The organism is Silvibacterium acidisoli, from assembly GCA_022870745.1.
Lineage (GTDB): Bacteria > Acidobacteriota > Terriglobia > Terriglobales > Acidobacteriaceae > Silvibacterium.
The window spans coordinates 3,366,892-3,380,673 of sequence record CP085323.1; the positions used below are offsets into that span (position 1 = coordinate 3,366,892).

7 protein-coding genes are annotated in these 13,782 nt (G+C 56.5%); 6 read left to right on the forward strand and 1 reads right to left on the reverse strand.

Annotated features, from left to right (window positions below; translation table 11 throughout):
• Nucleotides 1–81: 81 nt before the first annotated feature.
• The 5 genes from dinB (at nt 82) to LJD29_RS14185 (ending at nt 10,656) form a co-directional block, all read left to right on the forward strand.
• Nucleotides 82–1,170, forward strand: coding sequence for a DNA polymerase IV (gene dinB, locus LJD29_RS14165; protein WP_446742193.1), 1,089 nt, complete (start codon nt 82–84; stop codon nt 1,168–1,170).
• A gap of 65 nt (nt 1,171–1,235) precedes the next feature.
• A complete protein-coding gene (locus LJD29_RS14170; RefSeq protein ID WP_446742194.1) occupies nt 1,236–2,816 on the forward strand; it encodes a sulfatase-like hydrolase/transferase in 1,581 nt (526 codons plus the stop codon).
• Nucleotides 2,817–3,018: 202 nt separating this feature from the next.
• Entirely contained in the window at nt 3,019–4,884 is a 1,866-nt protein-coding gene (locus LJD29_RS14175; protein WP_446742195.1) for a glycoside hydrolase family 35 protein, read from the forward strand.
• Nucleotides 4,885–5,118: 234 nt separating this feature from the next.
• Nucleotides 5,119–7,371: a GH92 family glycosyl hydrolase gene (locus tag LJD29_RS14180; protein ID WP_446742196.1), complete on the forward strand. Its 2,253-nt coding sequence runs from the start codon at nt 5,119–5,121 to the stop codon at nt 7,369–7,371.
• A gap of 369 nt (nt 7,372–7,740) precedes the next feature.
• Nucleotides 7,741–10,656: a ligand-binding sensor domain-containing protein gene (locus LJD29_RS14185; RefSeq protein ID WP_446742197.1), complete on the forward strand. Its 2,916-nt coding sequence runs from the start codon at nt 7,741–7,743 to the stop codon at nt 10,654–10,656.
• On the opposite strand, the gene LJD29_RS14190 is transcribed toward LJD29_RS14185, so the two are convergent.
• Nucleotides 10,653–11,009, reverse strand: coding sequence for a response regulator transcription factor (locus LJD29_RS14190; RefSeq protein ID WP_446742198.1), 357 nt, complete (start codon nt 11,007–11,009; stop codon nt 10,653–10,655). The genes LJD29_RS14185 and LJD29_RS14190 overlap by 4 nt on opposite strands.
• A 193-nt stretch (nt 11,010–11,202) precedes the next feature.
• On the opposite strand from LJD29_RS14190, the gene LJD29_RS14195 reads away from it, so the two are divergent.
• On the forward strand, nt 11,203–13,659 hold the full coding sequence (locus LJD29_RS14195) for a glycoside hydrolase family 31 protein (RefSeq protein WP_446742199.1): 2,457 nt from the start codon (nt 11,203–11,205) through the stop codon (nt 13,657–13,659).
• Nucleotides 13,660–13,782: the final 123 nt, after the last annotated feature.

Here is a 13,782-nt window from a genome sequence, read left to right on the forward strand (position 1 = left end):
GAAGCCTGGGGGCCAGCGAGCTTCCTATTTTGATTTCTTCGCTTTATATTCGCTTTAGGCATTCTCGCCAGCGAGTTTGAAATGACACCTGCAGCGTCCGAAGGCATCAGGAAGATCGTGCACGTCGATATGGATGCGTTCTATGCATCCGTTGAGCAGCGTGACAATCCGGAGCTACGCGGTCTGCCTGTTGTTGTCGCGTGGAAGGGAGCGCGGTCGGTCGTCTGCGCGGCCTCGTATGAAGCACGTAAGTTTGGCGTGCGCTCTGCGATGCCTGCAATGCGAGCGGAGCGATTATGCCCTCACGCTATCTTTATTCCGCCGGACTTTACTCGCTACAAAGCAGCGTCGCAAGGGGCGCTGGAGATCTTTCGCCGGCATACGGACATGATCGAGCCGCTATCGCTGGATGAAGCCTATCTTGACGTCACTGCCAACAAGACAGGCCTGCCGACGGCTACGCGTGTCGCCATACGAATCAGGGAGGAGATCCGGCAGGAGTTGAACCTGACCGCATCTGCTGGAGTCGCACCCAACAAGTTTCTCGCGAAGATCGCCTCTGACTGGAAGAAGCCGGATGGACTCTTTGTAATCCAGCCTCACGAGGTGCAGTCTTTTCTCTTGCGGCTGCCGGTAGGGCGCATTCCGGGTGTCGGTAAGGTGATGGAAGACAGGCTGAAGCAAATCGGAATCGGGACGGTGGGCGACCTGCATGCGATAGAGTTGCAAAGTCTCGAAATGCAATTCGGCCGGTATGGACGGCGGCTGTACGAACTGGCGCGCGGCATCGACCATAATCCGGTCGTGCCGAACCGCGTGCGCAAACAGATTTCGGCAGAAGATACCTTCGAGAGCGATATCTCCCTGGTTCAGACCGAAGCGGTTCTTCGCCGCCTTTCAGAAAAAGTCTGGGCGGCCTCGAAAGGCAATGTCCGCCATGCGCGCACCATTGTTTTAAAGCTGAAGACCAAAGAGTTCCAGACCATCACCCGCAGTTTCACGCCCGCGGAGATGCCACTGAGCGCGGAGGAGCTGGCGAACGCAGCGGTCGCTCTCCTGGAGCGTGTCACATCTGCACCCGAGCAGCTCTTTCGCCTGGCTGGCGTGGGCCTGCAGAATTTTCAAAGCGATCAGGAGCCGCCGCTGTTTGCTGAAGCCGCCCCTGAGTAAGCTACTCTGAATCGATCGGGTGCGTCACAGCAGCTGACACCAAGCCATAACCAAGGAAGTACTGGATGAATCGAAGGGATTTTCTCAAGTCGGCAGGAACGGCAGGAGTTGCAGCCGCTGTAACGCCGAAGGCGATAGGGTTGGCCGATCATGAACCGAGGCAGGTCGTTGTCATTCTTGGTGAATCTGTCCGCCGAGATATGTTGAATTGTTATCGCGAGACCGGTCTGAAAACCCCAAATCTGGACCGGCTTGCCGCCGAAGGCATTCGATTCGATAAGGCTTACAACTGCCAGCCGGTCTGCGCCCCGGCTCGTTCCGCCATTTGGACCGGTACTTACCCACACACGAATGGAGTGTGGGGCAACAGCCTTCCCTTGGGCGATACCGTGCACACAATCGGCCAGCGCCTGCACGATAAGGGGATCGAATGCGCCTTCATGGGGAAGTGGCATCTCTCCGGCACGGATTATTTCGACACTGGTATCCCCGCGCCCGGTTGGAACGGGGCCTATTGGTATGACATGCGCCGCTACCTGAGCGAGCTATCGCTCGAAGACCGCAGGCGCTCGCGCAGAGAGGCCACCGGGAAAGATCCGAACTGGACTGCGGAAATGTGCTACGGACACCGGGTCACGGATCGCGCCGTCGACTTCCTTTCAGAGCGCGTTGGGAAGGATTTCCTGCTTGTTGTGGCCTATGACGAACCACACGGTCCGAGCCTTTGCCCGGTTGAATATTCGAAGATGTATGAAAACTTCGTTTTCCCTGAAGACCCCAATGCCGCGGATTCGCTAAAGGACAAGCCAAAGGATCAGCGCATCTGGGCTGAATCCATGCTGCATGGAGGAACTCTGACGGACCAGCCTAAGCCGATTCGCTCGGAGCAGTTCTTTGGTTCTCACACCTTCATCGATGCAGAGATTGGACGCGTGCTCGACCAGCTTGAAAAGAGCGCGCCGAACGCACTGGTGATTTACACCTCCGACCATGGTGTCTTTTTGAACTCGCATCGACTGAGCGACAAGGGTCCGGCGATGTACGAAGAAATCACGCATATTCCATTTCTCGCGAAGTGGCCCGGAAAAGCGCCGGCCAACACTGTTTCGAAAGAACTGGTTTCGCATGTCGACCTGAATGCGACTCTGATGGAGTTCTTCGGCTTCGAGGTGCCGAAAACACTCGAAGGTGTGAGCATGCTTCCCATGCTGAAGGATCCGAAGGTGTCCGTGCGCAAGGATGTGTTTATCGAATGGGGACGCTATGAAGTGGACCACGACGGCTTCGGAGGATTTCAGCCGATTCGTTGCGTTTGCGATGGCCGCTACAAGCTGTCGATCAACCTGATGGTGACCGATGAGCTCTATGACCTTGAAAAAGATCCAGGGGAGATGACAAACCTGATCGACTCGGCCGAGCATGCCGAGATTCGCAATCAGCTGCACGATCGTCTGCTGCTGTGGATGAATGAGTCCAGGGATCCGTTTCGCGGCTACTACTGGGGTAAACGGGCCTGGCGGCAGGATTTTCCCGAGAAGTGGAAGAATGCCGGTATGACACGCCAGCGTGAGAACGATGGATATCTGCCGAGGGAGCTGGACTACGATACAGGATTGATCATGGTCGACGCGGTAAGACCGAAGTAAGGCCGGCCTTCCCTGGGAGATTCACGAGGCAGAAACGAGCGCAGCATACGAGGGCGGCGCTCGTTTTATTTTGCGGATACACTTCATGGGCTGTCGAGTTGTGTAAGCCCGAATGAGTTGTTTGAGAAAGCCCTTATATGTCGTTAATGAATCCGTATACAATTCTGGGTGTTCTGACAGGCAAAAGCCTGCGACCCACATTATGGTGAAACCCGCCCTTTCTTCTCGTTTTCTGCTTACGACTGTGCTGGCCACAGCGTTTTTCTCTGTCCGCGGTTACTCCGAGTCGGCTCCGTCTCCTTCTTCACATACGTTCACGGTAAGCGGCAGGGATTTTCTCCTGGATGGCAAACCGTACCAGGTCATCTCCGGAGAGATGCACTATCCCCGAGTTCCGCGGGAGTACTGGCGTGATCGTTTGCACAAAGCAAAGCTGATGGGGCTCAATACCATCACCACCTACGCCTTCTGGAATGTTCATGAGCCTCGGCCCGGTGTCTTTGACTTCAGTGGACAGAACGATCTTGCTGAGTATCTTCGCGAGGCGCAGGCGGAAGGTCTGAATGTGATTCTGCGCCCTGGGCCATATGTTTGTGCTGAGTGGGAGCTGGGTGGGTTTCCAGCGTGGCTTCTCAAGGATCGTAATCTCAAGTTGCGCACGGCCGATCCCAGGTACCTGCATGCAATGGATCTCTGGTTCGCGCGTCTCGCCCGGGAGGTCAAACCGTTCCTGATGAAGAACGGAGGCCCGATTATCGCAGTTCAGGTGGAGAACGAGTATGGCGCATTCGGAGACGATCGCACATATCTCACCGACGTGAAGCAGGCCCTCGTAAGATACGGACTCGGCGATACGGTGCTCCTGACGTCCAATCAAGCGGGCGACCTTGCCAAAGGATCGCTGCCTGGAGTCACCTCCGCGGTGAATTTCGGTTCCGGTAATGAGGCCGCCTCAACCGCTGCCCTCGAAGCATTTCGTCCTGACGGTGTGCGAACGGTGGGTGAATACTGGGCGGGCTGGTTTGACAAGTGGGGCGAAGAGCATCACCAGACAGACGGCAAACAAGAGGCTGCTGAACTCAGTGCGATGCTGAAGAAGGGTTATTCGGTGTCGCTGTACATGTTTCACGGCGGCACGAGTTTCGGCTGGATGAACGGCGCAGACTCGCATACCGGCAAGGACTATCACCCGGACACCACGAGTTATGACTACGACGCGCCCCTCGACGAAGCAGGGAACCCGCGTTACAAATATGCGCTGTTCCAGAAGGCGATCGCGGACGCCACGCATACAGCTGCAGCTCCAGTGCCCCAGGCGCAGCCGCTCGCAACCTTTCCGGTCAGTTCTTTCACGCGAACTGCGTCCCTCTGGTTAAACCTTCCAGAGCCGGTTGCTTCCGAAATTCCACTCACCTTTGAGGATCTGGGACAGAACTACGGATACGTTCTCTATCGAACGCGCCTCGATGCCGGTGAGGGCGGTGCTTTGCAGCTCAAGGGTTTGCATGACTATGCGCAGATCTATGTAGACCAGAAACTCGTGGGTGATCTCGATCGGCGTCGAGACCAGGACACGCTGGATATCGCGAAGCCCGATCATGCCGTCATGTTGGACATACTGGTTGAAAACACTGGCCGCGTCAATTACTCGCATGCCATCCAGACGGAGCAGGCCGGGCTTACAGATGGAGTGACTCTGGGCGGAAAAGCTCTCAAATCATGGAAGAACTACTCTCTGCCTTTTGATGACCTCTCGCGGCTGCATTTTTCCGCGGAGCCATGCACCGGTCCATGTTTTCTGGAAGCTTCCCTGGACGCTCAGCAACCGGCGGACACATACCTCGATACGCGCGGCCTGCACAAAGGCCAGGCATGGGTAGGCGATCATAATCTTGGGCGCTTCTGGTCGATTGGGCCGCAGTACGCGTTGTATCTCCCTGGGCCGTGGCTACGAAAGGGAGAGAATCGGCTGATCTGCTTTGAGCTTCGCAGCGAGAGCAAAGAACATCTTGCAACTACGGCCAGTCCGATCTATGGAAGCGTGACGCACGACCGAGAAAAGCAGTAACGGGCAGCGTCCTGGACGGGACCGTCTCGATGTAGTATCTGCCGGGTCTGCTTGACAGTGTTGAAAGGAATTGGATAGCGTGGAGCCGGACTGGTATCGGTTCCAGATGGCGATAACCAATTTCCCGCTTTTCCGAGAAAGTTCGCCCGGCACTCGAATTCATGAAGGGCTCTCGCGTGAAAAGAGTCTTAGATATTAGTCTGTAGGCGGAGAAATCCGAGGAGCGACTGAACCTTGCATAAGTCTCATTTTGACCGGCGTATCTTTTTGAAGTTGGGCAGTTCGGCTGCCGTTGCCTCTTACATGGGGAGTGCGAATGGCCAGCCGGAAGCTGGTCCGCGGAGTGCAGGTGATAGCGTTCCTGCAGCGTCCAGGGCGAAGACAGGCCGCCTGGTCGATTTTGTAAATCCCATGCAGGGAACGGATTCGACCCCGCTTTTTTCGCGCGGTAATACCTTGCCGATCGTTGCGATGCCTTTTGGCATGGCGCATTGGACGCTGCAGTCAAGCGACCGCGGCGGCGGCTGGTTCTTTCAACCTCATGATGAGCGCATACAAGGCGTTCGTTGCACTCACCAGCTCAGTCCGTGGCTATCGGACTACGGCTATGTCACCGTGCTTCCATTCAGCGGCGATGCATCCCCGGCACCTTCCGCCCGTGCTTCTTCTTATCGTGCCGGTGAAGTCGAGATTGCTCCCCATCTTCTGAAGCTTCGCTTCATGCGATATCGCTGCATGCTCGAGCTTGCGCCGACCGAGCACGGCGCGTTGATGCGTTTTTCCTTTGAGGGCGAGGCCGCTCCGGGAGTCTTTATCGATCTCCCCGGAGACGATGCCGAGGTGAAATATGATTCCGCCTCCGGTGTGATCCAGACTTTCACTCGTAAGAATGAAGGCGGAGTCCAGGCTGGTTTTGCGGCCTATTACACTTTCAAGCCGGATACTCCGATCGCCGGTGTCGATGTGAAAGAGATGAAGGATCGCCGTGTTGCGGTGGTGCGCTTTGCGCCCACGAACGGACGGCCGGTCAATTTGCGGGTCGGTACCTCGTTCATCTCTGCTGACCAGGCCTTGCTCAACCTGCGGCAGGAGGTTGGAGAGAAGTCCTTCGACGCCATCAGAGATGAAGCCGCGGCTGTCTGGGAAAAGGCGCTGGGAAGAGTGAAGATCCAGGGCGGAAGCGATGAACAGATGCGCACGTTCTACTCATGCCTCTACCGCACGCAGTTGTTTCCCCGCATGTGGCATGAGACCGACGCATCCGGAAAGGTTGTGCATCGCAGCCCTTACAACGGAAACGTCGAACCGGGCTTTCTTTTTGCCGATCACGGTTACTGGGATGACTATCATGCCTGGTACCCGATGATGGTTCTGCTCTATCCGGAGCAGTTGGGCAAGATTCTTCAGGGATGGGTGAATGCCTTCAAGGAAGGCGGCTGGTTTCCCCAGTTTCCGTGTCCCGGCTATCGCGGAGCGATGACGGGAAGCCTGATCGATTCGGTTTTTGGGGATGCGGTTGCAAAAGGGGTGACCGGCTTCGACGTTCAGGCGGCATACCAGGGGCTGAAGAAGCATGCCACACAGGTTGGAGATCCAGCAAAAGGCTACGGACGAGTCGGCATCGAGCAATATCTGAAGCTGGGCTATACCCCGTGCGATCTCGTAGGCGGTGGCGCAGCGCAGACGCTTGATTTCGCCTATGGCGACTTCTGCATCGCGCAGGTGGCACGTGCAGCCGGAATGCACGACGATGCTGCGATGTTCGAGAAGCGCTCGCACAACTGGAAAAACATCTTCGACCCCGGTACGAAATTTATCCGAGGAAAGATGGCGGATGGATCGTGGCTGGAGCCTTTCGAGCAACACACCTGGGGCGGAGCCTACGTCGAAGGCGGACCATGGCAGTATCGCTTCAATGTATTGCATGACCCGCAGGGACTGATGGAGGCGTACGGGGGTAAGGACGCTTTCGTTCAGTGCCTCGAAGAGATGTTGACTCAGGCACCGGTATTCCACGTTGGCACATACGGCGCGGAGATTCATGAGATGTCCGAGATGGCAGCTGTGGACTTCGGACAGTATGCGCACTCGAACCAGCCCGTCCATAATGTGCTCTACATGTTTACCGCAGCGGGGCGGCGGGACAGGACGCAGCATTGGGTCCACCGCGTTCTCAATGAACTCTACTCTCCTGACAATTTTGCCGGGGACGAAGACACCGGCGCGATGGCCGCCTGGTACATCCTGAGTTCGTTAGGATTGTTTGCCCTCTGCCCTGGAAAGCCAGACTGGACGCTGGGAGCACCGCTCTTTCCCTCGGCTGAGATTTCCTTTGATGGCCAGCGGACGATCCGCATCGATGCTGCTGCGAAAGCACCCGGTGGCTTTTACAGCCAGGTAAAGCTGAATGGCGAGACGCAACACGGTGACTCGATCCCGCATGCGGCATTGTTACGCAATGCACACCTGGAGTTTTCCAGCATTTAAAGTGTTTCGGCTTTTCTCCGAATGCTTTTGTCAGCAATTGCCGGGGCGCGAAGCGAAAAGTTTGTGACGCCCCGGTTCCCATCGAATACTATTGTGAAAATCCGGCAGTAGATGTTCAGGCCTATGCGGATAAGCCGCGTTGAGCTTCAGAAAAGTGCCCCGTTAGACTGCTCATTTCGTACTCCTTGATCTATCGAGGTGCGTGCCGGCCACGCACGCGGTGATCAAGTTCCCCCAGCGGCCTTATGGCGCGAACGGATAGAAATGCTGAATTCCCTGGGGTTGAGGCTGTGTATCCATTCTCGAATGCGTGTCTCGGCACGACGGCGCCGATGGCCGATCTGTGTCTGGCTCTGTTTGTTCGCAGTTATGGGAATCTGGAAGCCGGGAATCGCCTCCGCACAATTCAGCTTCGCCAGGTGGACGGTAGAGAATGGTCTGCCACAGAACGAGATAGAGGGGATGGCCCAGACGCCGGATGGATATCTCTGGATCGTAACCATGGATGGGCTGGCCAGGTTCGATGGTGTCCGCTTCACGATTCTGAATAAAAGCAACACTCCGGAGATCACCTCGAACCGCTTCGTCGGCTCCTACAGCAGCAGTAATGGCGATCTGTGGTTGCGAACCGAGCATGGTGGCCTGCTGCGTTACCGTTCGGGAGTCTTTCATGCCTATGGCGTGAGCGAAGGGCTTCCTAAAACTCCGATCGGCGCTATTACAGGCGATAGCAATGGCGAGATATGGATTCTCTCAAAGGGCTCCATCTTGAAATGGGACAAGGAGTTGAATCGCTTTGATCCGGTGCCATCGCTCAATTCCCGTGAGTACAGCCTGCTTGCCTGGGATGCCGGAGGGATGGGAGCGTACGACAAAAACAATGTCTACACATTCTGCGCCGGTATCCTTCGCACGTATTCTTTGCCGGAGCGTTTGCGCGGGACAGGAATTGCCAAACTGGCCGTCGATCAGGATCAGGTGGTATGGATCGAGACAGGAACAGGTGAACATGTAAGGCTGGCGATTGATGCGCCGGATCGATCGCTCGAACTGCCGAAGACAGATAATGTAGTCTTTCAAGGTCCCAACGGCCAGCACTGGTCCATGAACGTTGGCCCGGGTTTGCTCAGGTCGATTGAAGGGAATCTCGACGGAAAGCCTCTGCAGGTCGCATTCTACAAAGCATTCACCGATCGCCAGGGAAGCTTGTGGCTCGGCACTCCGAACGATGGTCTCTACAGATTGCAACGCAGCACCATCGATGTGTACACCGTCGAGCAGGGCTTGACTTCCCGCAACGTGTACCCGATCTATCAGGACCGTTCCGGCGCTGTGTGGATCGGGGCGTGGGAGGGCGGCCTGAGCCGGCGGGACCACGATCACTTCACCAACTACACCATGAAGGACGGCTTACCCAGCACCCTGGTGACTGCTATCTTCCAGGACACGAGCGGCCGGCTTTGGATCGGTTCGCATGGTGGACTCACGATATTCGATAACGGCCGCTTTCTGCCCACTCCGTTTCCTGTTCTTCCGGATGTCGTTCAGGCGATTCATGAGGACAGCAAAGGAGATCTCTGGTTTGGGATGCGTTCCGGACTGGTTCGCTGGAGCCAAGGTGAGCTTCACACTTTTACGCAAGCCGATGGTATGCCTGCTTCTGACGTGCACGTCATCACCGAGTCGAAAGACGGAGACATCTGGATCGGCAGCTCGGCAGGGCTGACGCGATTCCATCAGGGGGTATTTCATCACTGGACACAGCAGGATGGATTATCCGGTAACGACATCTGGTCCTTATATGCAGAGACAGATGGAACGCTCTGGATTGGAACATTCGATAGTGGTCTGATGAAGCTGAAAGATGGAAAGATCACCCGCTACACCACCCGCGACGGGCTCTTCAACGATGGAGTTTTTGCGATTGTCGACGATCAGAAGGGTTACCTCTGGATCAGTTGTGACATGGGTATCTACAGACTGAGCAAAAGGGAACTGGCAGAGTTTGCAGACGGTAGCAGAAGCTCGATCTCATCCACTGCCTTTGGCAAAGCGGATGGTCTCCTCGATCTTGAGTGCAATGGAGGCATCACGCCAGCGGGAATGCGAAGCCGCGACGGGTCCCTTTGGTTCGCCACGCAGGACGGCGCGGCGGTCATTCGTCCGTCACAGATACCTGACAATCTTCAGCCTTCGCCCGTGGTCATCGAAACGGCGCTGGTCGGCCAACGCGCGGTATCGGTGCTTTCCCCTGTGGTAGTTCCTCCGTCGAAAGACAGTCTTGAAGTTCAGTACACGGCTCCTAGCTTTTATAAGCCCGAGCAGATTCGCTTTCGTTATCGACTGGAAGGGCTGGATACCGACTGGGTGAATGCGGGGCTTCGACGGAGTGCCTTTTACACGCACATTCCTCCAGGAGTCTATCGCTTTCAGGTTTCTTCCGAGCACGGGAATGGTATCTGGAGTCCCGTCGGTGAAGGCCTTCCCGTCACCGTGCTTGCGCCGTTCTACCGCACCCTGTGGTTTGAATGCCTGGTTCTATTCGGAGCGATCGCCATTCTTACGCTGCTCTGGCAGAGGCGTATGAGCCGCCTTAGATATGAACAGGCACAAAAGCTCAACTTCCTGCAGAGTCTGATCGCTTCGCAGGAGGACGAGCGAAAGCGGATTGCCGGAGAATTGCACGACAGTCTCGGGCAGCGCCTGGTTGTCATCAACGCGGTGGCCCAGCTTTCATTGCAGTCCCGTGGCAAGCAGCTTGAGCAGGAAGAAATGGGTGCGCTTCAGGAGATAAGCTCCGAAGCACTTGCTGCAATAGAGGACACGCGAACGATCTCCTATGACCTTCGCCCCGTGCACCTGGACAGATTCGGATTGACGCGGGCCATCGAAATTCTCGTTAGAAACGTATCCTCTGCCTCCAGCGTGCCGATGACAGCAGAGATCGAGAATATCGACGATCTGCTGCCCGAAGAGCACAGGATTAACCTGTACCGCATTGTTCAGGAGGCACTCAGCAACATTGTGAAATACGCCGAGGCCACCGCGGTAAGCGTTCGCGCCGTTCGTGCAGCGCAGCAGGCTATTCTGACTGTCGAGGACAACGGAGTTGGATTCGAAACAGCGGCCAATGCGAATAAGACAGGGCGTCACGGTCTTGGTCTTCGAGGAATGTCAGAGCGCGCCACTCTGATCGGCGGAGAGTTCACCGTGACCTCCGCTCCCGGTCACGGAACGACACTGAGAGTCCTCATCCCGACTCAAACCGGCGAGCCTGATGGCTAGGAACGTTTCACACATGCCTCGACAATCGCTTCCAGATCGGTGAGATTGTGTTTCAATGCGTAGGCACAGGCTCCTGCCTCGCGTGCCGCATCACGCAGGTCGTCGTCGTTGTAGTCCGTTACGATGACTACGCGCGCCAGCGGATGTTTCTTCAGAATTTGCCGTGTCGCGGTCAATCCATCCGTTCGTGACATTTTTATATCCATAAGGACAACGTCAGGACGATGCGATTCATAGGCCTCAAGTGCCTCTGAACCATCTTCGCGTTCGACAATCTCTTCGGCAATCTCGGCGGTTGCCCTGCGAATGAGCCTGCGAACGGCCGCGTTGTCTTCCACTATTAAAATTTTCATTCTGCTGCGTCCGCGATGCCTTCTTTCTCTGTCAGATGGTACGTGCCGGCTCTTCAAGATGAGAATCCGTATCGGTACACGAGAGATGTATGTGGAAGCACCTGTTGAAACCGTGCGGCACCGCACGATTTCATATGCAAAAAGTACATAAATGATGCTTGACTCAGGCTTGGCAGCCCATTTGAATGGGGACATGTCATCGCTTTTTCGCTCAACCGTGAAATTGTTTCTCGCTGCGGTCTTTCTGCCTTCCATGCAAGTGGCTTTACACGCTCAAGCCGTTCAAGCCACTCCGAATGGAGTGCGGGTAACCGGCAATAACTTAACGATCGAATTGAACGCGCTGCGTGATGACGTACTGCGGGTGCGGGAGTGGCAGGGAGCGAAGATCCCGGAAGACAGTTCCTGGGCCGTGCTGCCTCATAGCCGCGCATCGCGCGTCCCGGTAACAGCCACAGCCCGCGGATTCCGGACAAAATCGCTTGAGGTATCGATCGACGAGGCTATGCGCATCACGGTTCGCGACTCCGATGGAAAAGTCCTGCAACAACAGGCTGAGCCGGTTCGTTACGATGACACCAATTTTCGTCTCTACATGAAGATGACGGATGACGAGCACTTCTTCGGCCTGGGCGATAAGCCGGGCCCTCTCGATCGCAGGGGGATGAGCTTCGCCGACTGGAATACTGATATCGGATACTCCGAATCGACCGATCCGATCTATAAGAGCATTCCCTTCTTTTACTCCTGGCGTTCGGGGCATGTTCTGGGCGTGCTCTTCGACAATACTTGGCGGGCAAGCTTCGACTTCGGCAAGGAGCGCGAGCACGAGTATAGCTTTGGCTCGGTCAACGGGCCGATCGACTATTACCTGATGTATGGGCCTGATCCGAAGCAGGTCGCCGGGGAATACGCCTGGTTGACGGGCACCACTCCCATGCCGCCAAAGTGGACACTGGGATACCAGCAGTCGCGTTTCTCCTATTTTCCCGAGTCTCGCGTGATGGAGATCGCCAAGCGCCTGCGCGATGACAAATTTCCTGCCGATGGAATCGATCTCGATATCGACTACCAGCAGAACCATCGGCCTTTTACTGTGGACCGCAAGCAGTTTCCCTCGTTCGAGCAGATGATTCAGCAGCTGAAGGACGAGCATATCCACGTCGTGGCGATTACCGATCTTCATATCGCCAAGCTCCCGGATGCCGGATACAAGCCGTATGACGAAGGCGAAGCGCAGAATCGCTTCGTGAAGATGCCTGACGGCAAGGACTTTGTCGGCTGGGTCTGGCCGGGTGATACCGTCTTCCCCGATTACACGGTTGCGGACACGCGCGCCTGGTGGGGCACGCTCTACACCGATTTTGTGAAGGACGGTATCGACGGGTTCTGGAACGACATGAACGAGCCGTCGGTCTTCAATGTTGCCAACAAAACGATGCCGGACGATGCGCAGCACGCCATTCGCGGCGATGAGGATCTGGGCTTCAAGGATCGTGTGACGAATCATCTTGAGATCCATAACGTACTAGGCATGTTGCAGACCGAAGGCACCTATGAAGGCCTGCGCAAGCTGCGGCCCAACGAGCGGCCATTCGTGCTCACGCGCGCAAGCTATGCAGGCGGCCAGCGCTACGCGGCCACCTGGACGGGCGACAACAGTTCCACCTGGAACCACCTGCGGCTGACAACGCCAATGCTGGAAAACCTTGGACTGAGCGGTTTTGCAATGGCTGGCGCAGATGTCGGCGGCTTCCGCGGCTCGCCCCAGATGGACCTGCTCACCAAGTGGTTTGAGATCGGGGCGTTCCAGACTATCGACCGCGATCACACCACCGATACCAGCCGTCCGCAGGAGCCCTGGGAAGGTGGCAGCGCCCACGAAGCGATTCGCAGGAAGTATGTCGAGACTCGCTATGAGCTGATGCCGTATTTCTACACGACGGTAAAATCCATGTCGCAGACCGGCGTGCCGGTCGTGCGTCCTCTATTCATGGAGTTTCCAGAAGATGCGACCGACGGCCACCCGATCGACCTCGATGCTCCGGCAGAGTTTCTTTTCGGACCCGACCTGCTGGTGGCTCCGCCGGAATTTCCCGAAGAAACGGATGACTACGCAGTGGTCTTCCCGAAGGGCATCTGGTACGACTACTGGACGGGTGTGCGCATCGACAAGCAAAACCCGGCCAGCAAGGATGTGACCATCACGCCGACTCTGGAGATCCTGCCTGTCTACGCTCGCGGCGGCTCCGTCATTCCGGAGCAGCCGCTGGTACAGAGCACGGATGAAAAGCCTAACGGGCCGCTTACCCTGCGCGTCTATCCAGACGCGGCCAATGCCTGCTCTGGTGCTCTGTATGACGACGACGGCAAGTCCTATGCCTTCGAGCACGACGGTTATCTGAAGATGGAGGCAACCTGCACGGCCACCGCGGGAGGATTGACGATTCACCTTAGCGCTCACCGCGGGCAGTTCCCGGCATGGTGGCATGAGGTGCAGTTTGAGATCTACGGCCTGCCCAAACGGCCGGCTGCACAATTCGCAGGACACAACGTGACCGTGGAGCATGCTCCAACTTGCGATGCCTGGCGGGTGACGGTGCCGGATAACGGGACTGGCGCAGAGATCCAGCTGACCACCGGTTCGTAGTGCTGCCGGAATGACGACAGGCCCTGCATGCTTTGAGGATGCAGGGCCTGTCGTTTTCAGTTAGCTTGTGGTCCGGTTAGACGCAGTGGAGGTGTCAATCGCGAGTTTTCACGGTGAAAACCC